At 68.9% G+C, this 21,775-nt stretch carries 29 protein-coding genes; 16 read left to right on the plus strand and 13 right to left on the minus strand.

Going from position 1 to position 21,775, the window contains the following annotated elements; all coding sequences use genetic code 11:
* Nucleotides 1–16: 16 nt before the first annotated feature.
* Nucleotides 17–1,006 carry an ArsR/SmtB family transcription factor gene (locus ABD164_RS05940; RefSeq protein ID WP_344294424.1) on the minus strand — a complete coding sequence of 330 codons (990 nt, stop codon included), beginning with the start codon at nt 1,004–1,006 and terminating at the stop codon, nt 17–19.
* A gap of 102 nt (nt 1,007–1,108) precedes the next feature.
* On the opposite strand from ABD164_RS05940, the gene ABD164_RS05945 reads away from it, so the two are divergent.
* Nucleotides 1,109–1,501, plus strand: a complete 393-nt coding sequence (locus tag ABD164_RS05945) for a cupin domain-containing protein (protein WP_344294426.1) — start codon at nt 1,109–1,111, stop codon at nt 1,499–1,501.
* 75 nt (nt 1,502–1,576) lie between these two features.
* Nucleotides 1,577–1,867, plus strand: coding sequence for a DUF4287 domain-containing protein (locus ABD164_RS05950; protein WP_344294428.1), 291 nt, complete (start codon nt 1,577–1,579; stop codon nt 1,865–1,867).
* 31 nt (nt 1,868–1,898) lie between these two features.
* Here the strand turns inward: ABD164_RS05950 and ABD164_RS05955 are convergent, their stop codons facing one another.
* Nucleotides 1,899–2,147, minus strand: coding sequence for a hypothetical protein (locus ABD164_RS05955; protein ID WP_344294430.1), 249 nt, complete (start codon nt 2,145–2,147; stop codon nt 1,899–1,901).
* 286 nt (nt 2,148–2,433) lie between these two features.
* On the opposite strand from ABD164_RS05955, the gene ABD164_RS05960 reads away from it, so the two are divergent.
* Nucleotides 2,434–3,321, plus strand: a complete 888-nt coding sequence (locus tag ABD164_RS05960) for a DUF2306 domain-containing protein (protein WP_344294432.1) — start codon at nt 2,434–2,436, stop codon at nt 3,319–3,321.
* Here the strand turns inward: ABD164_RS05960 and ABD164_RS05965 are convergent.
* Entirely contained in the window at nt 3,272–3,718 is a 447-nt protein-coding gene (locus tag ABD164_RS05965; protein WP_344294434.1) for a VOC family protein, read from the minus strand. The two genes, ABD164_RS05960 and ABD164_RS05965, sit on opposite strands and share 50 nt — an antisense overlap.
* Nucleotides 3,719–3,849: 131 nt before the next feature.
* Here ABD164_RS05965 and ABD164_RS05970 point away from each other — a divergent pair, with 131 nt between their 5' ends.
* A complete protein-coding gene (locus ABD164_RS05970; protein ID WP_344294436.1) occupies nt 3,850–4,341 on the plus strand; it encodes a hypothetical protein in 492 nt (163 codons plus the stop codon).
* Nucleotides 4,342–4,395: 54 nt separating this feature from the next.
* Here ABD164_RS05970 and ABD164_RS05975 read toward each other — a convergent pair whose 3' ends face one another.
* On the minus strand, nt 4,396–5,298 hold the full coding sequence (locus tag ABD164_RS05975; RefSeq protein ID WP_344294438.1) for an oxygenase MpaB family protein: 903 nt from the start codon (nt 5,296–5,298) through the stop codon (nt 4,396–4,398).
* A 245-nt stretch (nt 5,299–5,543) separates the two neighbouring features.
* Between ABD164_RS05975 and ABD164_RS05980 the strand changes: the two genes are divergently transcribed.
* Nucleotides 5,544–5,765: a hypothetical protein gene (locus tag ABD164_RS05980; protein WP_344294440.1), complete on the plus strand. Its 222-nt coding sequence runs from the start codon at nt 5,544–5,546 to the stop codon at nt 5,763–5,765.
* A gap of 52 nt (nt 5,766–5,817) precedes the next feature.
* On the opposite strand, the gene ABD164_RS05985 is transcribed toward ABD164_RS05980, so the two are convergent.
* Complete coding sequence (locus tag ABD164_RS05985; RefSeq protein WP_344294442.1) at nt 5,818–6,264, minus strand: TA system VapC family ribonuclease toxin; 447 nt, start codon at nt 6,262–6,264, stop codon at nt 5,818–5,820.
* On the minus strand, nt 6,257–6,478 hold the full coding sequence (locus tag ABD164_RS05990; protein ID WP_344294444.1) for a hypothetical protein: 222 nt from the start codon (nt 6,476–6,478) through the stop codon (nt 6,257–6,259). Before ABD164_RS05990 ends, ABD164_RS05985 begins: the two co-directional genes overlap by 8 nt.
* A 143-nt stretch (nt 6,479–6,621) precedes the next feature.
* Here ABD164_RS05990 and ABD164_RS05995 point away from each other — a divergent pair, with 143 nt between their 5' ends.
* The gene (locus ABD164_RS05995) at nt 6,622–8,055 is read left to right on the plus strand and encodes an MFS transporter (RefSeq protein ID WP_344294445.1); all 1,434 of its coding nucleotides are present in this window, start codon (nt 6,622–6,624) and stop codon (nt 8,053–8,055) included.
* A gap of 105 nt (nt 8,056–8,160) precedes the next feature.
* Here ABD164_RS05995 and ABD164_RS06000 read toward each other — a convergent pair whose 3' ends face one another.
* Both ABD164_RS06000 and ABD164_RS06005 read right to left on the minus strand, forming a co-directional pair.
* Nucleotides 8,161–9,501 (minus strand): serine hydrolase domain-containing protein, encoded by a 1,341-nt coding sequence (locus tag ABD164_RS06000; protein WP_344294447.1) that lies wholly within the window; start codon nt 9,499–9,501, stop codon nt 8,161–8,163.
* Nucleotides 9,502–9,566: 65 nt separating this feature from the next.
* Nucleotides 9,567–10,202 carry a GyrI-like domain-containing protein gene (locus ABD164_RS06005; protein ID WP_344294449.1) on the minus strand — a complete coding sequence of 212 codons (636 nt, stop codon included), beginning with the start codon at nt 10,200–10,202 and terminating at the stop codon, nt 9,567–9,569.
* 280 nt (nt 10,203–10,482) lie between these two features.
* Here ABD164_RS06005 and ABD164_RS06010 point away from each other — a divergent pair, with 280 nt between their 5' ends.
* Nucleotides 10,483–10,881, plus strand: a complete 399-nt coding sequence (locus ABD164_RS06010) for a hypothetical protein (RefSeq protein ID WP_344294451.1) — start codon at nt 10,483–10,485, stop codon at nt 10,879–10,881.
* On the opposite strand, the gene ABD164_RS06015 is transcribed toward ABD164_RS06010, so the two are convergent.
* On the minus strand, nt 10,871–11,158 hold the full coding sequence (locus tag ABD164_RS06015; protein ID WP_344294453.1) for a hypothetical protein: 288 nt from the start codon (nt 11,156–11,158) through the stop codon (nt 10,871–10,873). The genes ABD164_RS06010 and ABD164_RS06015 overlap by 11 nt on opposite strands.
* A gap of 191 nt (nt 11,159–11,349) precedes the next feature.
* The gene (locus ABD164_RS06020; RefSeq protein ID WP_344294454.1) at nt 11,350–11,931 is read right to left on the minus strand and encodes a dienelactone hydrolase family protein; all 582 of its coding nucleotides are present in this window, start codon (nt 11,929–11,931) and stop codon (nt 11,350–11,352) included.
* Between the two features lie 43 nt (nt 11,932–11,974).
* Here ABD164_RS06020 and ABD164_RS06025 point away from each other — a divergent pair, with 43 nt between their 5' ends.
* Nucleotides 11,975–12,628 (plus strand): TetR/AcrR family transcriptional regulator, encoded by a 654-nt coding sequence (locus tag ABD164_RS06025; protein WP_344294457.1) that lies wholly within the window; start codon nt 11,975–11,977, stop codon nt 12,626–12,628.
* 18 nt (nt 12,629–12,646) lie between these two features.
* On the opposite strand, the gene ABD164_RS06030 is transcribed toward ABD164_RS06025, so the two are convergent.
* Nucleotides 12,647–13,150, minus strand: a complete 504-nt coding sequence (locus tag ABD164_RS06030) for a DUF6194 family protein (protein ID WP_344294459.1) — start codon at nt 13,148–13,150, stop codon at nt 12,647–12,649.
* Between the two features lie 38 nt (nt 13,151–13,188).
* On the opposite strand from ABD164_RS06030, the gene ABD164_RS06035 reads away from it, so the two are divergent.
* Nucleotides 13,189–13,929 (plus strand): MerR family transcriptional regulator, encoded by a 741-nt coding sequence (locus tag ABD164_RS06035; RefSeq protein WP_344294461.1) that lies wholly within the window; start codon nt 13,189–13,191, stop codon nt 13,927–13,929.
* 9 nt (nt 13,930–13,938) lie between these two features.
* On the opposite strand, the gene ABD164_RS06040 is transcribed toward ABD164_RS06035, so the two are convergent.
* Nucleotides 13,939–14,496: a TetR/AcrR family transcriptional regulator gene (locus tag ABD164_RS06040; RefSeq protein WP_344294463.1), complete on the minus strand. Its 558-nt coding sequence runs from the start codon at nt 14,494–14,496 to the stop codon at nt 13,939–13,941.
* Between the two features lie 186 nt (nt 14,497–14,682).
* Between ABD164_RS06040 and ABD164_RS06045 the strand changes: the two genes are divergently transcribed.
* The 7 genes from ABD164_RS06045 to ABD164_RS06075 all read left to right on the plus strand — a co-directional run bounded on the left by ABD164_RS06045 (nt 14,683) and on the right by ABD164_RS06075 (nt 21,258).
* Nucleotides 14,683–16,617 (plus strand): S16 family serine protease, encoded by a 1,935-nt coding sequence (locus tag ABD164_RS06045; RefSeq protein WP_344294465.1) that lies wholly within the window; start codon nt 14,683–14,685, stop codon nt 16,615–16,617.
* 52 nt (nt 16,618–16,669) lie between these two features.
* The gene (locus ABD164_RS06050) at nt 16,670–17,104 is read left to right on the plus strand and encodes a DUF4190 domain-containing protein (RefSeq protein ID WP_344294469.1); all 435 of its coding nucleotides are present in this window, start codon (nt 16,670–16,672) and stop codon (nt 17,102–17,104) included.
* Nucleotides 17,105–17,222: 118 nt separating this feature from the next.
* Nucleotides 17,223–17,888: a class I SAM-dependent methyltransferase gene (locus tag ABD164_RS06055; RefSeq protein WP_344294471.1), complete on the plus strand. Its 666-nt coding sequence runs from the start codon at nt 17,223–17,225 to the stop codon at nt 17,886–17,888.
* Nucleotides 17,889–18,120: 232 nt separating this feature from the next.
* On the plus strand, nt 18,121–18,987 hold the full coding sequence (locus ABD164_RS06060) for an alpha/beta fold hydrolase (RefSeq protein WP_344294473.1): 867 nt from the start codon (nt 18,121–18,123) through the stop codon (nt 18,985–18,987).
* A 45-nt stretch (nt 18,988–19,032) separates the two neighbouring features.
* Nucleotides 19,033–19,827: a strictosidine synthase gene (locus tag ABD164_RS06065; protein WP_344294475.1), complete on the plus strand. Its 795-nt coding sequence runs from the start codon at nt 19,033–19,035 to the stop codon at nt 19,825–19,827.
* Nucleotides 19,828–19,858: 31 nt separating this feature from the next.
* Nucleotides 19,859–20,461 carry a TetR/AcrR family transcriptional regulator gene (locus ABD164_RS06070; RefSeq protein WP_344294477.1) on the plus strand — a complete coding sequence of 201 codons (603 nt, stop codon included), beginning with the start codon at nt 19,859–19,861 and terminating at the stop codon, nt 20,459–20,461.
* Nucleotides 20,462–20,682: 221 nt separating this feature from the next.
* Nucleotides 20,683–21,258: a hypothetical protein gene (locus tag ABD164_RS06075; RefSeq protein ID WP_344294481.1), complete on the plus strand. Its 576-nt coding sequence runs from the start codon at nt 20,683–20,685 to the stop codon at nt 21,256–21,258.
* Between the two features lie 8 nt (nt 21,259–21,266).
* On the opposite strand, the gene fosX is transcribed toward ABD164_RS06075, so the two are convergent.
* Nucleotides 21,267–21,701, minus strand: coding sequence for a FosX/FosE/FosI family fosfomycin resistance hydrolase (gene fosX / locus ABD164_RS06080; RefSeq protein WP_344294483.1), 435 nt, complete (start codon nt 21,699–21,701; stop codon nt 21,267–21,269).
* Nucleotides 21,702–21,775 lie beyond the last annotated feature (74 nt).

The raw sequence follows: 21,775 nt of genomic DNA on the forward strand, positions 1-21,775 counted from the left end.
GCAGCAGAACTCGAGCTCACAGCACCGCGCCGACCATCGCCTCGCCGAGCGGCGTGCGAAGGTGCAGCACCCGGGCGCCGTCGCGGGTGCTCACCACGAGGCCGGCGTCGCGCAGTACCGTGAGGTGGTGCGAGGCGGTCGAGATCGCGAGCGCGGCGTCGGCCGCGACCTGCGACGTCGTGCGCGGTTCGTGCGCGGCGAGCAGGATGCCCGCGCGGGCTGGCCCGACGAGCGCGCCGAGCGCCCGCTCGGACGCCTCGGGGTCGCGCGACCACGTCTCGGTGACTCCGTGCGCCGGGTAGAACAGCGTCGGCTGCGCCGGCGGCTCGGTGAGCACGGCGCAGCGTTGTCCGCCGAACACCGACGGCACGAGCACGAGGCCGCTCCCCCGGCAGTCGAGCACCTCGCTGTGCATGCGCATGCCGACGCGCACGGCGTCGCCGTTCCATTCGACCGTGCGATGCAGCGTCGCCACCATGCCCGCCAGACCCTCGGTCGCGACCCGGCGCGAGCGCACGGCGATGTCGGCGCGAAGCAGCCGCTCGAGCTGCACCCACACCGGCGCGAGCAGCGCCGCCCACGCGTCGGCCCACGCGTCGGCGATGACCTCACGGGCGCGCTCAGGCTGATCGCGCATGCGCGTGATCGCCGCCTGCCGGGTGCCCGTCGACCGCAAGATCATCTTCGCAAGGTCTGCCTGAACAAGCTCGGGCGCTACTGCCCGCAATCGCTCTGCCTCGTCGTCGGGCGTCATGTCCCAGCTCGGCGTCGCCGTGAAGAAGTCGGGAAAGTACCCTTCGGCGCCGATGACGAGGGCGAGCAGGTCGAACGCCTCGCGCGGAACGCGGTCGCGCACGCTGCGCAGCCATCCCCATTGCAGCGGGTGATCGGCCGGCCGCTGCAGCACCCGCACCGCATGGCACAGCTCGTGACCGGGCGAAACGCCGAACCTGATCGCTGAGATGTCGTCGGGCGCGAGCCGGAAGTCGACATGGTTTCGATCCACATCGAAACATTAACGGCATCGGATGTCCCGGCGCGAGTCTTTCTGTAGGCGCCTATCCCGACCACCGACCAACCGAACGAACGACCAGAGCGAGGTAGTCCCATGAACGCCGCCGAGATCACCATGACCCCGACGATGACTCCGCCCACCGAGCCGCAGCTCGTCACCGCCGAGTCGCTCGTCATCGGCACCGGCCGCACCCGACGGTTCGTCGGGCGCGACCACGGCGCCGGGATCTCGTATTTCTACGTCGACGACGAGCCCGGCCAGGGCCCCGATCTGCACTGGCACCCGTACACCGAGACCTGGTTCGTGATCGAGGGCACCGCTCGCATCACGATCGGCGATCATCAGCTCGTCGCCAACGCCGGCGACACCGCGACCGTGCCGGCAGGTGTCTGGCACGGCTTCAAGAATGCCGGCACCGGGCGCCTGCGGGTACTCTGCATCCACGCCTCCGACGTCATCATCCAGACGTGGGCCGACGAGGCCTGAGCGCCGCCGACACCGCGACCGACCCCCTCACCGAGCCTGCGCACCACACCGGCAACTACTGAAGGAGAGTGCACAATGTCGTTCCAGGCCTACCTCGACAACATCGAGGCCAAGACGGGGCTCGCGCCCCGGCAGTTCATCGAGCTCGCGCACGAGCGTGGCTTCGACGAGACCACCAAGGCGACCCCGATCGTGGCGTGGCTGAAGCAGGACTACGGCCTCGGCCAAGGTCACGCGATGGCCCTGGTGCACGTCATCACGAAGGGCCCGCAGATCAGCACCAAGCACGTGGGTACCGACGGCACGCACCGCGACGAGTCCGACACGCTCTGGCTCGACGGCGTGGCCACCAGGCCCGGCGGCTGAGCGCGCGCGATTCGGTGCCCCCCGAGTATGCCTAGACCGCGAGGTAGTGCGGCTTCGGCACGGCGCTGAGCGCAGCCGCCCCGGCGAGCACCATCGCCGCGGCGATGAGCGCGACCGTGATGACCGACGGCACCCACGCCGCGAGCGCGAAACCCTCGATGACCGCGCGGCTGTTCACGAGCACCACCCCGATGCCGCATTCGATCACCCCGATGAGCGCGGCGATCACCCCGACGACGTACCACCGATCGACGCCCTGCTGCCGGCGAGTCGCGCTCATATGATCCCCCTCATGATTTCCCCTTCATGAAGGAAGACGCTCTCGGCGCCCGATGATGACGCAGATTCGCGAAGACGCATCTGCCCGGCGACTCCGACACTGATGCCACGGGGCATCAGTGTCGGAGTCGGCCGATCCATCAGGGTGGACCCCGTCACTGATGCTGAATTCGCATCAGTGACGCAGTCCCGAGTGCTGCACACGACGTCGAGCGAGATACACGGGCCGAGCGGTTCGGGGGTTTGCCCCATGTCGGCGTCGCGAGCAGGCGGCCTAACCTGCCGCCATGTCCGAGATCACACCCACTGAAGCGCCACCCCGACCCGTTCCCGACGCCGTGATGTCGCACGAATCGTCGCCATCCGCCGAGTCGACGACCATTCGCGCGACATCACGCCTCAGGGTCGGGAGGGCAGGCAGGGCAGGCGGGGTCGGCAGGGCTGGCGCCCGCGCTGGCTGGACGTGGGTGCTGCTCTCGTCGATAGGCATCGCCGCATTCGCGGTGACGCCCTACCTCACGTCGTCGCTGGCCGCGCTCGTCGATTCCCCGACCTCGGGCCTCGCGTCGAACTACGTCGACCGGCCGTGGTTCATCGTCGCCGCGTTCTACGCCCACGTCGTCATGGGCGGCTTCGCGCTCGTGCTCGGGCCACTGCAGTTCTGGCGGGGGTTGCGCGAGCGTATGCCCCGCATGCACCGCTGGACCGGCCGCATCTACCTCGTGGCGGTCGCGATCGCCTCGGTCTCGGGCCTCGTGATCGCGTTCGTGAACGACGCCGGTTTCGTCGGATTCTTCGGCTTCGGCACCCTCGCTGTGCTGTGGTTCGCCACCGGCTGGCGAGCCTACCGAGCGATCCGGCGCCGCGACATCGACAGCCACCGGGCATGGATGATGCGCAACTTCGCCCTCACCTACGCCGCGGTGACCCTGCGCATCTGGCTGCCGCTGCTCATCCTCTTGCAGGTGCTCGTGCCGCTCGCGCCCGGCACCGACTTCGACGCCGTGTTCGCGAACGCCTACGCCGCCGTGCCGTTCCTGTGCTGGATCCCGAACCTCATCGTCGCCGAATGGCTCATCCGGCGCCGCGGCTTGCCGTCGTACCGGCTCAGCTCGGCGGCACGCGTCAGTCGAGCTCCTCGAACAGCGTCAGCTGAAGTCCAGCTGGCCCGTTGAGCCGCGAGTTCACCGACCGCCACGGCGTCTGCCGAGGCTCGGCGACGAGGTCGGCACCGCCGTCGACGGCGTCATCGGTCGAGGTCGCGGCATCCGTCACCTCGAGCGCAACCCGCAACGTCGCACTCGGCTGCCCTTCGGCCTCGACGCGGTCGATGTAGCGCACTTGGGCGGCGTTCGACAGCTCGAGGGTCGCGCGGCCCGCGCCGAGGATCACGACGCGCGCGTCGTCGTCGCCCTCGTAGGCCTCCTGCTGCGGCATACCGAGCACGTCGCGGTAGAACGCCAGGGCGGCCTCGAAGTCTTCGCCCTCGGGCACCGACACCACGAGCCGCAGCTGCTTCACCCGGCCGTGCGGATGGGTGGGGTTCGAAGATTCGGCGGATGTCTCGTGCATGATGCACCTCCGATTCGGAGACTATCGCAGCGGTGGTGCGTGAGGGGCCGGCCCGATGTCGCGCCGAACGGCGCGGACTGCTCGGTAGTGGCACGGATGCGGTGTCGGGTGCGTGGCGGTAGCTTCGCGCCATGACCCAGACCCACAGCCTCCGACTGCCGCGCACCCATGCGCCGCAGGTGCCGCGCGCCGCCGCGCGGCACGTGGAGCGCGTGCGGGTGGAAGCCGACAGCGCGCCGCAATCGCGCCGGCACTCGACAGCCTCGATCGAGCTCACCCTCTGGGCGGTCTTCACCGCGGCGACGCCGTTCGCGATCGGCATCGGCATGCTCGGATCGCTGCTGCGCGCTGAAGCCGGTCACGGATTCGGCGGCTACGACGTGCTGTTCTACTCCGGGCTGGCCGCCGGCATCGCCGCCGGCGTCTTCGCCCTTGCGCTCGGGGCCTGGCCGTGGGCCGCGTCGCTCGTGGCATCGCCGGCGCTCATCGTCGCCATCGGATCGGTCTTCGACGGCGACTGGGTACTCATGGCCCTGCTTGCGAGCCCGATCCTCGTCCTCGCCGGCATCGCGGGCGTGCTCGTCACCGCCCGCAGGGCGACCGATCGCACCTGGGAGCTGTGAGCCGGCACCGACCACGGGACATCCGTACGCAACGGCGCGGGCGCAGGCGCGCCTTCAGAGCCGCGCGAGCCGCGCGATGCGGGCGCGGGCGTTGCGCTCGCTCGGAGAGACCGGCCCGAGTACGAGCACGCCCACCGCGAGCGCGATCCTCGTGAGCGTGATGGCAGGCCAGCGCGGGCGACGCAACCCGAGAAGCCTGCGGTACTCGGGCGCGAGCGAGGCGACCGCGCCGCCGAAGAGGATCGGGTAGGCGAAGCCCGTGAGTCCGGGCAGGCCCGGTCGGCGCAGGAACTTCACGGCTTCGACCACGCGCTCGTCGACCTTCGCCTCGCGGAGGAACTCCGACATCTCGGCATGCAGGGCCGCCACGCTCGTGGGTGGATCGCTCACGCCCATGAGGCGCCCGGCCTGCGCCCACTCGCGCACGTAGGCATCGCCGCCGCCCGGGATCGCCCGACCCCAGGTCTGGTGCGCGCCGAGGAACGCTTCGGTGAACGCGTCGTGCACCCAGCGCAGCAGTTGCTCGTCGTTCGCGGAGTACGCGCGCTCGACGCCCGACGCATCGGTGTAGGTGCCGGTGACGTGCTCGTGCAGCCGGCTGACCGAGGCCGAGGCCGCTGTGGCGCTGCGGCGGTCGCCGAACGTCGTCGTCGCGACCCAGCGCACCGTGCCGTCGAGCCGCCCGAGCGGATCCTCGTTGTAGCGCGACCAGTCGTGCACGCCGGCCATGGCACCGGGATGCAGCGTCTGCAGCAACAGCGCACGGATGCCCGCGACGAGGGTCGGCAGCGCACCGTTCACCGCCCAGACCGCGCTGCCCGGGCCGAAGAATCCGGCATCGTCGCCCTCGGCGAGCGCGCGCGTCCACGCGGGCAGCTCGTGCGGCGAGCGGGCGAGGCGGCCGCGCACCCGCCAGCGAGCCCCTCGGGCTGGCGGTTCGGCAGTGGTGGCGGCCATACTCCACCCTAGGCATTCACGGCCCGATTTGCGCCCAGCCGTGACCGTCGCCCGCCGTATGGAATCCGCTGGCGAAGGCGCCGGGTCTCACGCTCGACCAGATCTACCACGCACTCGACCAGGCGGGCGAACGGCCGGCGTGGGGCTTCGTCATCGCGTGGGCCGTCTTCTGGTCGCTCGCGGCGATCGCGGTTTCCGTCATCGCGCTGGTCACCCGATTGCGCCCGTTGGCGAGCAATCGCCGCGTGGTTGTGGCGGGACTGCTCGTCACGGGCGGGACATGCGTCACCTCGTGGCTCGCGGGGTTCAGTCACGGCATGTCGATCGCCGACGCGTTCATGACGTCGGGTGGCGATGCGGCCGGTTCAGGTGCAGCCCTCATCGCGATCGGCGTGCTGTCGACACTGGCCGCGATCTTCGTCGCACTGCCTCCGGCGCGGCTGACGACGGCGTCAGCCAGCGCATAACCCCGCTGGGCTGCGTTCGTTCTCCAAGGGAGCCGCCGGCTTCGCCGCCCGCTCAGACCTGGATGAGCTCGACATGTCGCCGATCACCAGCGGCGAGCGCCGCACGCAGGCGAGCATCGAACGTCGCAAGCACGACGCCGTTGTCGGCGGCGAGGTTGACGAGGTGGAAGTCGGTGACCTGCCGGTGCCCGACGAGCGCGATCACATCGATCGCGGGTGTTGCGAGCGAGCTGGCATCGGCCACGAATCGGTGCCCGGCCACGGCGCGCAATTGACCGAGTAGTCGAAGGGCTTCGCTCGGTGGGATGTCCCCTCCCGCCACCGCAGGATTCGACACGAGTCGAACGAACGCCGTCTCGGTGATCGGACTCGTCGCCCATGTGGTGACGCCGCCGAACCATCGGTGTGCAGCGGCGTGGTGCACGTGTTGCTCGCTCATCAGGGCGATGAGCACGTTGACGTCGAGCAGGTAGGCCCGCCCGGGCGAACCGCTACTCACCGTCACGGTACTCGGCGACGAGTTCGTCAGTGATGACGTGATCGCTGCGCAGGTTCGGCAGCATGGGGAATCCTTCGCGAACGGCCGGCGCGTCGGCGCGCAGGCCGCGAAGGGCGAGTTCGGACATCGCCGCACCGAGTGAGACACCACGCTGCTCGGCGAGTGCCTTCGCGGCGCGAAGCACCGAGGGGTCGATGTCGAGAGTGGTGCGCATACAGACATTCTACCTGCTCACCAACATCATCGCATCACTGCATCACCGCATCACCCACATCCGGATCATTCGTTCGGGAATACCCCTGGGGGGTATAGCGTATGTATCTCTACAGGAAATCGACCCGGAAGAGAGAACCGACCATGTCAGCACCAACCCCGATACCGGCACGACGCCGCTGGCTCGGGCTCGCGCTCATCGCCGCGGCCCAGTTCGTCGTCATCATGGACACGTCGATCATCGGCGTGGCCCTCCCTCACATGCAGGCGGAACTCGGGTTCACACCCGAGTCACTGTCGTGGGTGTTCAACGCCTACGTCGTCGCATTCGGCGGCCTCCTGCTTCTCGGCGGCCGGCTCTCCGATCTGCTCGGAGCCCGCAAGGTCTTCATCTACGGGTGGATGGTCCTCGCGGCCGGTTCCGTGCTCGCGGGGGCGGCCGGCAACGTCGGCGTCGAGATCGCCGGCCGTGCCATTCAGGGCGCGGGTGCCGCACTCATCGCCCCCGCAGCGCTCAGCCTGCTGATGGCCCTCTTCGGCGGCACGAACGAACTGCCCCGCGCCTTCGCCGTATACGGTGCAGCCGCGCCCATCGGCGGCACGGCCGGGGTCTTCCTCGGCGGGGTGCTCACCGAGTACGCCAGCTGGCCGTGGGTGTTCTACATCACCGTTCCCATCGCGGCGCTCGTCGCCGTGCTCACGCCGGCTGCACTGCCTCGTGTCGCCGGCCGGCGCGGGTCGGTCGACATCGTCGGCGCCACCACGGGCACGGTCGGCCTCGCCGCCCTCGTCTATGGGCTCGTGCGCGCCCCCGAAGCCGGCTGGGCCGCGGCCGAGACGCTCACGGCCCTCGCAGCGGGCGGATTCCTGCTCGTCGTCTTCTTCGTCGCACAGGCACGCTCCCGGCAGCCGCTGCTGCGTCTGGGCATCTTCCGTGCCCCGCAACTCGGGGCAGCGAACCTCGCGCAGCTGCTGCTCGGTGCAGCCTGGGTGCCGATGTGGTTCTTCCTGAACCTCTACCTGCAGCAGGTGCTCGGTGCAGGTGCATTCGCCGCCGGAGCCGCCCTTCTTCCGATGACGGTCCTCATCGTGCTCGGCATGACGCTGGTCGCGCCTCGACTGCTCGCGAAGTTCGGCGCGAAGCCGCTCATCGTCGCCGGGTTCCTCTTCCTGGCCGCCGGACTCGCGTGGCTCGCGCTCGCGCGCCCCGACGGGGCGTACGTCGTCGACGTGCTCCCCGCTTCGCTGGTCGCGGCGTTCGGCATGGCGCTCGCGTTCGTGCCGTCGCTCGGCATCGCCATCGGAGCAGCACGGCCAGACGAGACCGGAGTGGCATCAGGGCTCGTGAACACGAGCTACCAGATCGGTTCCGCCGTGGGCCTCGCGGCGCTGACCGTGCTCAGCTCGGCCGTCGCCGCCGGTGGCGCGAACGCTGATCAGCTCACACGCGGGTACGTCGCCGCATTCATCGGCGCGGCAGTTGTCGCGGCGGTCGGAGGTGTCACCGCCCTCGCCACTCTTCGGGGCAGGCAAGGCGTGAACGCGGCGGACGCCGAACGTGAGTCGGTCAACGCCTGATTGTCAGACAGACCGAACGGGGAAGCGCGGGTCAGTAGCCCGCGCTTCCTCGCACGGCAGCTCGCGCACGAAGTGCGGGGAGATCAGCCTGCCTCAGGCGGTCCGTCAGTCGAGCGCGGCGATGGCGTCGTCGACGAGTTGCACGACCGAGTCCTCTTCGTCGTACTCGGGCGTGAACCCCATGCGAACGACCACGAGGTCTTCGCTGGGCACGACGAGCACCTTCTGCCCGTCGTGGCCGCTCGCGTAGAAGGTGTCTTCGGGCAGGTCGGGCCAGCGCAGGGTGCCGTCGGGCAGCGGGTTGACGCGCCATCCCATGCCGTACCCGGGGTCGTCGGTCTGCTCGACGTCGACGACCGTGAGGCTCTGCTCCATCCAGTCCTCGGGCAGCAACTGCTCGCCCTGCCACTCGCCGTTCTGCAGGGCGAACTGGCCGATCGCCGCCCAGTCACGCGGCGTCGCCCACAGGTACGACGAGCACACCGGCGTGCCCGCGGCGTCGGGTTCGAAGATCGCCGACGAGAGTCCCAGCGGTTCGAGCAGTGTCTGCCGCGGCAGGTCGGCGCCGAGACCGGTGCGTTCGGTGAGGATGTCGCAGAGCAGTGTCGTGCTGCCGCTCGAGTACAACTGCACGGTGCCGGGATCGTGCGCGAGCGGCAGGCTCGCGACGTAGGCGCCCATGTCGGGTTCGAGGTAGAGCATGCGGGTGATCGGCGTGCCAAGGTCGTATGTCTCGTCCCACTCGAGGCCGCTCGTCATGCGCAGCAGGTGCTCGATGGTGATGTTCGCGCGGTCATCGGTCCATTCGGGCCGCAGGTGGTCGTCGTCGAGCGAGACCACGCCCTGATGCACGAGCACGCCTGTCAGCAGGTCGGTGACGCCCTTCGACATCGACCAGCCGAGCTGCGGGGTCGCGGCGTCGAACCCGTCGGCGTAGCGCTCGGCGACGAGCTCGCCGTCCTTCACGACGATGACGGCGCGGGTGCCGAGCGCCGCGGCCTCGTCCTCGGAGAGGTCGTCGCCGAAGGCGCGCGCGACCGCGTCGTCGACGGCAGGGTTCGCGGCGGGGGTCGATGCGTCGGTGAACGGGTTGCCGCCAGCCGCGATCGGGGTGGCCTCGCCGAGCGCGGGGCGCTCGCCCGCGAGCGTGCAGCCGAAGCCCTCGGTGAACCAGGCCGTCTGATGTGCGAACTGGCCGAGCAGTGACGCCGTCGACTCGTCGTCACCGGACTCCACCTGCAGGTAGGGCACGAGCGGGTTCGGCGGCAGGTCGGTGGCGGGGTCGTCGCGGCCGGCCACGGTGGTGACCGCGCACGCGTTGTGCGCGGCGTATCCCGTGCCGGTCAGCAGGATCGGCTTCTGCCAGAGGTAGACGCCGGCGAAGGCGGCGATCAGGACGAGGGCGGTGACGGCGACGACGACGATCACCCGGCGGAGGATGTGCACCAGCGGATGCTAGCAAAGCGGACGCCGGTGTCCGAATCGACCGCGCGCCCCACGTCTCGCGGGCGTCAGGCCGCCGGCCGCACCGGCTGCCGCAGAACCGTGCGCAACTTCGCGGGGGCGGTGCGGCGCGCGTCGCTCAGGTAGATCTCGTGATGGTCTCCGTTGAAGGTCAACCCGTGTTGCGGCATCCATTCATCATGAAGCCGGGCGAGCGTCGGCGCCTCGTCGTCGTACGAGCCGACATGCAGGATCTGCGCCGACGCGCCCTCGTGCAGCCGCTCGAGCCGCAACCTGTCGAGCGCGGACTTCTCGCCCTTCGCCCGCACGGCGGCGACGGCTTCGCCGACAAGTGCCTCGGTGATCCACTCGGGTTGTGCGATGAGCATCGTCCAGCTCCACGATGCCTTGTCGCGGGTCACGAACGCCGCGGGGTCTTCGGCGCGCCAGAGCCCCTCGAGCGGCCCGACCACGAAGTCGCGCCCGAGGCCCCTCTTGCTGCGGAACTTGACGGCGTACGCGACGCCGAAGAGCGTCTCGACCGCGTCGGCGTACGCGGTCGACCTGTTGGGGTCGCCCGACCCGTCGACCGCGAGGTAGTTCATGGCCGGCACGTCGACGACGGCGAAATCCTTCGCGGATGGCGCGTAGAGGTCGCGATGGGCGCGCTTGAGGTCGTACTTGTCACTCGTCGGCGTGGTCATCCTGCGAGGCTACGGCCGCATCCGGTCAGTCGGCGACCGGATGCGGTCTTCAGCTCGCGACGGCCACGGCGATGAGCACTCCCTGAGTGATGAAGAACCAGTCGTTGATGATGTGCGCGCCCGCCGAGACCCAGAGGTTCTTGGTGCGGATGAACGCGAGCGTCAACGCGATGCGCGCATGAGCGCGAGGAGCGGCAGCACCACGAAGATCTCTTCCACTCGGTGCAATGCGTGTCGAGTCTGCCAGACATGCGTGCACCATCGTCGCTATCGTGACATCGTGCCCTTCGCCATCGCGCTGACCGTCATTCTCGCCGTGCTCGCGATCTTCCAGGCCGCCCTGATCTTCGGGGCCCCGATCGGGCAGTACGCATGGGGTGGTCAGCACCGCGTGCTGCCGCTGCGACTGCGCATCGGCAGCGCCGTGTCGATCGTCATCTACGCGTTGATCGTGCTGATCGCATTCGACCGGCTCGGGGCGATCGACGTGTTCCCCGACACGTTCTCGGTCATCGCGATGTGGGTGATCTTCGCGTACTTCACGCTCGGCATCTTCATGAACGCGATCTCCCGGTCGAAACCCGAGCGCAACGTGATGACTCCACTCTCGGCGGTGCTCGCGGTGCTGAGCCTGCTCATCGCCCTGGGCGTCGGCTCGATGGCGATCGCTATAGCGTAGAACCCCACACGAACCCGTCGGGGTCGGTGAACGACCCGGCGTCGCTGTTGACTTGGAGACGGTGCGACCCGGTGCCCTCGGCCGAGACGCAGGCCGACTTGGCGAGCGCACGACGCTTGTACAGGCCCAGGCCGATCGGGCTCGACGGCGTGGCGAAGTCGACATAGCTGCCGAAGCTCTTCGCGACGGCGAGGCCGCGGTCGGCATAGAAGCGCTTGCTGGCCCCGACGGGGTCGGGCGTCTCGAGCGCGATGGAATCGATGGACGTGATGGTCATGGCGTCGCGCCTCAGTGCGTCGCGGCCCAGTTCTTGAGCTGCGTCAGCGTAATGCCCGATCGCGAGTCGGCCTTGCGCAGGCCGAGCGCCTTCGGGGCCACCGGCGCGTAGTCATGCCACCACCGTCGCACCCGGCAGACCCGTGGTCGAGACCCGTCACGACGTCGGTCGAGTAGCGACGAAGGAGCGACTCAGCCGGCTCGCTTCAGCTCGTCGAGCTCGCCGAGCCACTCGAGAACGGATGCCTCGAGCCGGCGTGCAAGCGCGGCGTCGTAGTCGGCGCTGACCGGGTCGGCGAACAGGTGCGCCGAACCCGGGTAGCGCTCGATGGTGCCGTGCGCCTCGGCGACCAGCGCCTGCGCGACGTCGAGGTCGACCCAGGGATCGTGTTCGGTCGTGTGCACCGTGAGCGCGACATCGGCCGGCCACGGCGTCTCGAAGGCGGCCGACGGCAGGCAGCCCGACATCAGCAGCGCGGCGCGCGCGCCGGGCCTCGTCTGCGCGAGCAGCTGCGCCGGACCGGTGCCGAGTGAGAAGCCGGCGTACACGAGGTCGTTCGGCAGCGATTGGGCCGCGGCGACCGCGCGGTTCGCGAGCTCGGGGATGCCGATCTCGTCGCGGTAGGCGACGCCTTCGTCGAGCGTGGCGAACACGCGCCCGTCGTAGTAGTCGGGCGTGTACACGGTATGGCCCGCCGAGCGAAGGGTGGCGGCGAACGCGAGGACTCCATCGGTGAGTCCCTGGCCATGGTGGAAGAGGAGGATCTCGTTCATATTGAACAGTGTACAACTCAATTGATCGATGTACAATAGCCAGATGGGACGGACCGCCGGGCAGCGCGCCGGCCTCACTCGCGAGCGGATCACCGATGCCGCGATGGGCCTCCTGCGCGACGACGGCCTCGAAGCCGTGTCGATGCGACGACTGGCCGACCGGCTGGGCGTCGCGCCGAACAGCATCTATGCGCACATCGCCGACAAGGCCGCCCTCATCGACGAGCTGATCGACGCGATACTCGGCGGCGTGCCGACGCCGGCCGACGGCGGCTGGCGCGAGCGCATCGAGCGGATCATGGGCGACAGTCGACGCGAGCTGCTCGCCCACCCCGACCTCATCCCGTTCGCGCTCGTGCGCCAATCGGTCGGACCGAACGCGCTGCGCCTCGGCGAGGTGACGCTCACCGCGCTGCGCGAGGCCGGGCTCGACGGGCCCGAGGCCGTGACCGGGCTGCAGGTGCTGCTGGTGCACACCATCGGCTCGGCGGCGTTCGAGACCGGGCGCGCACAGGATCCCGAGCCGGCGGCCCGCATCCGCCGCGGCCGCGAACGAGCCGAGGAGTTCGGCGGCGTCACGGCCGAGCTCAGCGAACCGATCTCGCACTGGAGCGGCGACGCGGTCTTCGAGCGCGGCCTCGGCTGGCTGCTCGACGGGCTGGTGTCGGATGCCGCGTCACGACGCGCGGCGCGGTGACGCGGCATCCGATCGTCACTACTCGACCGCACCGACCTCGCCGCCGACCGCACCGCCGCCCGCCTCGCGGCGCCGCTCGAAGCGAGCACGCGCAGCGTCGTGCGCCTCGCGAAGCAGCTGCAGCACGGCCGCGGTGGTCTGCGCACCGGGGTTGACCACGGCGACCCACCCGAGCGCGCCGTACACCGGGTGCGGGTTGAACACGTCGGCGGCGGCGTGGTCGCGCGCCCGGGTGAGGCTGCGCGGCTCCTCGCCCGTGAGGCGGCGGAAGGTCGTGCGGTCGACGTGCACGTTCACGCGCCACAAGCCCGGCGCGTCGAGGCCCGAGGCGGTGTCGTCGGGGTAGTCCTTCGTCACGATGGTTGCGTAGGGCTGTACGTGCTGCGGCATCTCGCCGTCGGGCGCGTAGTAGAAGAAGGCGTCGCCCCAGGCGAGCTCGGGCGAGCCGCTGCCGGGCCCGGGGATGACGACGAGCGCGCCGTCGAAGTCTCGCACGGTGTCGATGATCTGCTGCATACTCATAGTTCAAGCATCATCTTCAAGTGTTTATGTGGGGTTCGATGATCGACGCGACGGCGGGCGGTGCGCCGCGGGCACCGTTGCGAACTTCGGATGTCGCGCACGCGACGGGCTATTCGGTGCAGCAGGTGCGCGACCTCGAACGACTGGGCGTCATCCCGCCGGCCACCCGATCGCCCAACGGATACCGCTCGTACGCCCCCATCCATGTGCACGCGCTCGGCGCGTACCGGGGAATCGCGGCGGCGATCGGCGCGGTCGCCGCCCGTCGGCTGCTCACCGAGCTGCGCGAGCAGACGGTGACCGAGGCCGCGGCCGCGGTCACCTCGATCCACGCGGGCCTCGCACGTGAACGCGACGAGGCCCTGCGCGCACAGGCGGCGCTGCACGCGATCCAGGCCGAGGGGTCATTTCCAGATGGCGAGGCGGCCGATGACGCCATGACGATCACCGAGCTCGCCGCCGCGCTCGGTGTGCGCGCATCGACGCTGCGGTTCTGGGAACAGGAGGGGCTCGTCACGCCCGACCGGGTCACGTCGCTGCGAGCACGCCGCTACGGCCTGGCGGCGATCAGGCAGGCGCGAATCGTCGCGGCGCTGCGCAGCAGCGGGTACGGCATTCCGGCGGTGAGCGGCGTCATGAGCTCGCTGGATGGGCTCGGCGGGGTCGCCGAGGCAGAGCGGATGCTGCAACACCGACTCGATCAGATCGGTGGGCGTTCGGTGGCATTGCTGCGGGCGAGCGCCGACCTCGCGGCCGTCGTCTCGGCACCCGCTGGGTGAGTGAATCCCTCAGGCGCTCGTCTCGTCGGAGCCGAGCATGACGTCGACGAGCGGCGTCGCCCACGGATGCTCGTCGAGATGGTCGGGGAACCCCATGGCGAGCACGGTATTGATGAGCAAGCCACGGGCCAGGTAATCGCGCGCCTGCTCGGGTGTCGCCTTCGTGTGCTCGAGCAGCACCGCGTACATCTGCGACAGGAGCTCGCGAACGTATGCCCCGACGGAGGGCACGCTGCACGTCGCGAATCCCTGCAGCAGCACGCCCATGACGGTGTCGTCGAGCGCCGTGCGCGCGTAGAGGGCGTCGAAGTTCTCGAGGTCGAACTCCTCGAGGCGGATGCGTCGCATCTGATCGACGATCGCATCGCCCGCGCGCTCGAGCACAGCGAGGAACAGCGCCTCTTTGGTGCCGAACAGGTGCAGCACGTAGCCCTGCGAGATGCCGGCCGCCTCGGCGACCTGCGTCGTCGTGGTGCCGAAGTAGCCGCCTCGGGCGAAGACGCGCATCGCGGCATCCAGCACCAGCTCCTGGCGTTTCGCGCGCTTGAGGTGCGTCGTCTCTGCCATCCGATGAATTCTATCCGCCCGCCCGGCGCGCCCTGACAGAGTGGCCGATCGCACCCTGCATCCCGGACAAACCGTCCTTTGCGGATTCAGTGCTGTCACTGATTTTATAATTGATTGATTACATCATGCTCTAGGCTGGGCCAGTTGCCCGCCCCCGATCAGACCTCACGAAGGAGACGAACCAGCATGCCAACGACCACGAGAAGGCGACGGCCGATAGCGCTCGCCGCGATGACCGTCTTCGCGACGGTCATGCTCACCGGATGCATCCAGTTGCCGTTCGGCGGCCCGAAGGGCACGCCCGTGCCGGTCGTCGAGCAGAAGTCCGAGGTCACGATCCCGGCTCTGAGCGGAGCAGGCGAGGGCGCGGTCAGCTCGATCGACATCAGCGTCGCCCCGAACACCGAGGGAGCGCTCGCCGTCGAGGTGTCCGAGAACGAGGTCGGCGGTGCCGGGCGAACACTGCAGGCGTCGGCATGGAACTCCGCGATCGTCGCGACCCTCTTCACCGGGGCCGACCTGGCGACCGACTACCGCTTCGCGTTCGACGGCTACGTCGACGGACCGAGCGCGGGCGGCATCATGACCGCCGCGACCATGAGTCTGCTCCTCGGCGACGAACTGCTGCCGGGCGTGGCGATGACGGGAACGATCACGCCCACCGGCACGATCGGGCCGGTCGGCGGTGTGCCGACCAAGATCTCGGCCCTCGCCGAGAACGGCGAGTACACCAAGGTGCTCATCCCTCTCGGCCTGCGCAACGCCCCCGACCAGGACGGCGCGCTCGTCGATGTCGTGAAGCTCGGTGCTGAGAACGGCATCGAGGTCGTCGAGGTCGGCGACATCGCCGAGGCCTACAGCCAACTGACCGGCGAATCGCTGCCATCGCCGTCGAGCGTCACGATTCCCCGGGTCTCCGAGCCCGGCTACTCGAGCACCGAGGCCGCGACGAATAGGCAGATCACCGAGTTCGAGCGCAACGAGTCCGACTTCCTCACGCTCTCGGAGGAGATCCGGTCGTTCGCCTCGGGCGGTTATGAATCGGCAGCAGTCGATGCCGCGACAGCACGTGACCTGCTCGCGCAGGGGCTCGTGGGCGGAGCCCTGATGAAGGCGATCGGCGCCAACATGCTCATGAAGGCGTTGAGCGGCACGTACCGCACCGCAGACGACGTGCTCACCCGCGGATTGGACAGCTTGCTCATCCGCCTCGAGTCCGCCGACCAGGCATCCGATGTCTTCTTCAACTTCCTCGACCAGCTCGACCGTTACGAGGTCGAGACCATCGCCGATGCCGAAGCCCTCATCACCGCCTACGGCAACGCCTTCGACGCGTACTCGCTGTACCGCTACGCCGAGGCCGAGATCGCGGCGATCTACGAGAATGCCGACAGCTACGCGAGCACCGAAGAAGTGCTGATGGATGCGCTCAGCCCACTCATCTACCTCGAAGTGTCGATCGCGCAGGTCGAGGCGTCGGAGTCGGTCTTCGAGATCGCCCGCGACGCCGACGGCCCGGCACTCGCGCCCGAGGCCGACGTCGAGGCGATCGCCGAGTTCTTCCGCAAGGCCGCCGACTCGAACCTCGAGGTGTTCAACGCCGACGTCATCGCGATGATCGCCGAGGACGCCGGTGTCTCCGACGCGGTCGCGCTCGACGCGATGGGAGCGAACGACCTCAACATCGCGCTTGCGAACAACGCCACCGGCCTCGTGCACGGCATTCAGGCCTACCTCGGCGAAGAGAACCCCAACTCGGCCTACGCCGCGATGGGCTACGGCTGGACCAACTATGCCCGCAACTCGAACCTCATCGAGAAGTACGGCACGAACGGGATCCTCGACTGGACCACGTTCACGGTGGTCGGCGTGACCAGCGATGCCCGACTCGTGCACACCCTCGACTTCTCGCGCGGCCAGGTCGCCCAGGCGATCGACGTGCTCGCCGGCAATGGCTACGCCTCGGTGCTGGGAGTCGGTTCGTTCGAGTCGGCCTCGCTCGCCCGCGAGGGCGACCTCGAGGAGAAGTTCACTGCGATCCAGGACTACACCGGCACCTTCGCGCTCAGTCGGGTGCTCGCGTACCTCGGCGGATTCGCCCAGGCCGAGTACGCCGAGTGACCGTTCGTCTTCACACCATCCACATCAGTACCCCAAACACAGAAGGAGCATCATGACCGACCAGAACCTGCAGCCCCAGCCGAGCGTTGCCCAGGCGTCCACAACCGCCTCGGCCTCGCCGTCGGCGCCGCCGGCACCGACCGCCTCCGCCCCCGGCTACGCGGCCGCGCCGGTTACCTCCGGCGCTGCGCCCGTCGTGCCCGGCAAGGGCCTCGGCATCGCTGGCCTCGTGCTCGCGATCGTCCTGCCGCTCATCGGGCTCATCGTGAGCATCGTCGCGAAGTCGAAGTCGAAGAAGGCGGGCGTGAAGAACACCCCGGCCACCGCCGGCATCATCGTCGGCGCGATCCTCACCGCGGTGGGCATCATCATCGCGATCATCGCCGTCTCAGTCAGCGCATCGCTGGTCGGTGGCGTCGTCGAGATGTGCAGCGAACTCGGCGCGGGCGTCTGGGAGGTCGACGGGGTCACCTACACCTGCGGCTGAACTCAGCTCACCGCGTTCAGGAGCGCCGCCGGACCGAATCAGCGTCCAGCGGCGCTTCGCCATGCGCCGCTCGCGAGTCGGATCCGTAAGCTCATGGAACAGCGGAAGGGAGCACCTGATGAGTCGCCACGAGCACGGGACGGACGCGGCCGAGGAGGCGGAGTTCTTCGAGGCGCCGAGCTGGGAGGAGCGATACTCGGGCGACCAGAAGATGTGGAGCGGCAACCCCAATGCACAGCTCGTCGCCGAGGTGTCTGCGATGCCCCCGGGCACGGCGCTCGACGTCGGCTGCGGTGAGGGCGGCGACGTGATCTGGCTGGCCCAGCGGGGCTGGCAGGTGACCGGAGCCGACTTCTCGGCCAACGGCCTCGCCCGCGCGGCTCGGCACGCCGATGAAGCCGGGGTCGCCGACCGCACCGACTGGTTGCAGGTCGACGCCCGCACCTTCGCTGCCGAGGGCCGGTCATACGATCTCGTCACCACGCACTTCCTGCATCCACCCGACGGCGGAATGGTCGATGTGACCCGCCGGTTGGCCGAGGCCGTCGCGCCCGGCGGGCATCTGCTGGTCGTCGGGCATGCGCCATCCGAGGGGTCCACCCACCTGTCTGCCAGTCACCGCCCGGCGATGTTCCTCGCCGAAGACCTGCTGCCCGGCCTGCCAGATGACTTCGAGGCACTCGTGGTCGAGCAGCGGCCACGAACGATGATCCGCGACGGCGTGAAGATCGACATAGAGGACGCCACCCTGCTCGCGCGCCGGAGCTCGACTCAGTCGGCGTGACGGCCGGGTGTCGCGGCTCATCGTTCGTGGGCGATGCGCGAGGCCGCGAAGACGACGGCCGGCCGAGTGCGCGGCGCCCGGCACCGCCGGAGCCGGAGCCGGCACGACCGGTTGATGCGCCAGCGCTTTCAAGGAGATCGATTCGACCTGTGCACTTGACATACTTTCTGAGTTGACTCGTAATTGAGCGTACTCGGCTTTATTGGCCGTGACGACAACAAGGAGAGTCACCATGGGCACCACCGACACCCGCAACGAACCGGTCATCACGTCGTACGCGGCGGCGCCGACCCGCACGATCAGCGCGGGCGGCGTCACCTACGCCTACCGCGAGTTGGGACCGAAGGGCGGCGTCCCCGTCGTCTTCTTCGTGCACCTCGCCGCCACCCTCGACAACTGGGACCCGCGCATCGTCGACCCCATCGCTGAAGGCCACCACGTCATCACGTTCGACAACCGCGGAGTTGGCGCGTCGACCGGCGAGGTCGCCGACAGCGTCGAGGCGATGGCCGACGACGCGTACACCTTCATCACTGCCCTCGGGTTCGACAAGATCGACGTCTTCTCGTTCTCCCTCGGCGGCATGGTCGCGCAGTCACTCGTGGCCAGGCACCCCGACCTGGTCCGCAAGCTCGTGCTCACCGGAACCGGCCCCGCCGGCGGCGAGGACATCGACAAGGTCGCCGGAATCACCTACTGGGACATCCTGCGCGCGACCCTGACCCGATCCGACCCGAAGGAGTTCCTCTTCTTCAACCGCAACGCCACCGGCAAGCCCGCCGGCAAGGCGTTCGTGAAGCGACTCCAGGAGCGCACCGACGACCGTGACGCCCCGGCCACCGTGAAGGTGCTCCAGACCCAGCTGAAAGCGATCAAGAAATGGGGTCGCTCGGCGCCCGCTGACCTTTCGAAGATCACCCAGCCCACCCTGATCGCGAACGGCGACAACGACCGCATGGTGCCGTCGGTGCTCTCGAGCGATCTGCACCGCCGCATCACGGGATCCGAACTAGTCATCTACCCCGACTCCGGCCACGGCGGCATCTTCCAGTTCCACGACCGGTTCGCCCCGGTCACCGTCGAGTTCCTCGCCCGCTGACGGGCAACCGAAGCACCGGCATCCGAAACCCGAAGGAAAAGGACCATGACCGCCACCGTTCCGTTCACCAAGAAGCCCTTCGCATCATCGATCCTGCTCTGGATGCGCACCGACCAGTCGCGCCAGCAGGGCATGGAGTACTGGAAGGGTCCGCACTCGAAGATCATCTCGGCCACGCCGGGGTTCGACGAGTATCGGCAGGTCCACCTCGCCGCATCCAATCCGGGGCTGTGGCCCGCAACCCACGGTGTCCAGACCGCCATTCCCGCGGATCGCAGAATCGACGGTGTCGCCGAGGTCACCTTCCAGTCGACTCTCTCGCCGCTGCTTGGCCGCAGGCAGACCCGGCTCGCATACCAGGATGAGATCAACGTGTTCCGGCGCACCCTGCTCTACGCTGGACCGCCGAACTCGACTCGCTGGTATGACGTCGGCGGGCCGGGCGAGACCGGGGCTCGGGCGCTGATCTACCTCAGGAGAAGAGAGGGCGTCGGCACCCGATCATTCCGCAAGCACGTCACCGACGAACTCGTGACCGCGCTCGCGAGCACCGGCATGCTGACAGAGCTGCGCACCCAGGTGTTCATGCCCTGGAACGAGACGCTCTGGAATACGCCCAACGTCGCGCACGACAACCCCACCGACCAGCGGTTGCACGCCTCGCTGATGCTCGGCTTCGCCGACGCATCCGCGCGAGCGGCGTTCTTCGGCAGCGACGAGGTCATGATGCTGTCTGACGAGTTGTCGATGTTCGCCTCGGCCGTGCACGCCTACGAGGTCTCCGAAACGTTGACGTACGTCAGCGAGGGCGATGTTCTCCCGCACTATGCTCATAACTGAGCACAGTCAGATCTGATCCTTGGAGAACCGCATGACAGTGACCACCCCACCGGTCGGGCGCCGCGAGCGGAACAAGCAGGAGAAGCTCCAACGCATCACTGCGGCAGCACGAGAGCTCTTCGCCGAACACGGCGTCGACGAGGTCACCACGCAGCAGGTCGCCGAGAAGGCCGATATCGGCACCGGTACCCTCTTCCTCTACGCCAAGACCAAGGGCGAGTTGCTCCTGCTCGTGCAGAACTCCAGCTACGTCGACGCCCTCCAAGAGGGAAGGGCGGCCGCCGAGCGCCTCCCCGATGCGCTCGACGCGGTCATGGCGATCATCCGCCCTGTCGTGGAATGCAACCGCATCCAGGTCGACAACGGGCGCACCTACCTGCGAGAGCTCGTCTTCGGCGACCCCGAAGAGCCGCATCACCGCGACGCCCTCGCGCTGACCGTCCAGACCGAGGAGGCGATCGCCGACGTGCTGGGTCGCGACGACCGTATCGATGCGCGTGATGCTGCGACGCTCGCGCACGTCGTCTCCGCGATCATGTTCGTCGGCATGGCCTCGCCGGTGAACGTCGCCCGCACCGTCGACGACATCCTGCAAGAGGTCAGGGATCAGGTGCGCGTGCTCCTGCCACGCTGATCCTGCGGCAAGCTTCAACCAAAGCCGCTCGCGCCCGCCTCAGTGTCGCCCCGGAACCGCCGGTCGAGTAGCGACGTAGGAGCGTATCGAGACCTCGTCACCGGGTCTCGATACGGCGTCGGCGTCTACTCGATCGACGTTGACGCCAGTTCGCTCGGGTCGGGCCCATTCGGGGGTTCTCCCGATACCACCCACCCGCCCTCATCGGCTTGGCTCGAGACATGTCGTTCGTCACGTTCGTGCGCGGGTGGGTGGCCATCGCCGTCGGGTGCCTGCCGCTCGCCGCCCTCATGCTCGTTCCGCAACTCATGCGCAGCCGCGCCGGCAGCGAATCGCTGCTGATCGTGGGCATGCTCGCCCTGCTCGCCCTGCTCGCCGCAGCGATCGTGCTCGCGCCTGTGCTGAGCGCTGCGGCAGCGCCGGTCGCCGGCGGCTGGGAGCCGCGGTCGGCCCTGCGGTCGGCCCGCGACGTGTGGCGCCGTCGCGCAGGGCAGGCGTGGCTGGAGTTCGCAGCCCTCGTGCTCGTCTACGGCGCGGGCCAGGCGATCGGCTACGTCATCGGGGCGGCGGTGCCGTACGTGCACGACAACCCGGCGAGCGCGACCGACCCGATGGCGCCGCGGTGGATCATCGACTACCCCGCGTACGCGCTGCAGGCCGTCGTGCTCTACGCCACCACGACCCTCGCGATCGCGGTGTACGCCGCTCGCCTTCGTTCGCTCGCGCTGCGCCTTGTGATGTCAGCGCCCAGTGATGTGGCAGGGCGCCGACGTGGAATGGAGTCGAACGTTCACTGAGCTGCGGGCTACTCGACCGGCTCGGCTGGCGGCACGTACACGGCGAGCCGTTCGCGCAGCGATCCGGTGTGCAGCTCGAAGAGGTGGCCGTCGTCGTCGTAGAAGTAGATCGAGTCGCCCTCGCCCTCGACGCGCGAGCGCGGCGGCCGGATCTCGAGGCCGAGCCCGGTGATCTTCTCCCGAAGCCCCGGCAGGTCGGCGCGCTCGACCTGGAACGCGACGTGGTTGTACGTGCGCGGCAGCCCTCCGTCGCCGCGCATGGTCGCCACCCACGTCGCCGCCTCGCCCGCGCCGACGAGGAAGAAGCGCTCCTCCGAGAGCGAGAAGGTGTCGCTGCCGCTGTCGTAGACGCGCACCGCGCCGAGCACCTCGGTGAGGATCTGCTGCATGCGGTCGAGGTCGCGCACGATGAAGGTCACATGGCTGAGTCCGCTGCTGGTCACCGCGACAGGCTAAGCGATGCTCGGCGCTGAGAGAGTAATCGTCGATGCCCGAACGGAGGCCGGTCGATGCGGGA

This window comes from Agromyces neolithicus, from assembly GCF_039529735.1.
Lineage (GTDB): Bacteria > Actinomycetota > Actinomycetes > Actinomycetales > Microbacteriaceae > Agromyces > Agromyces neolithicus.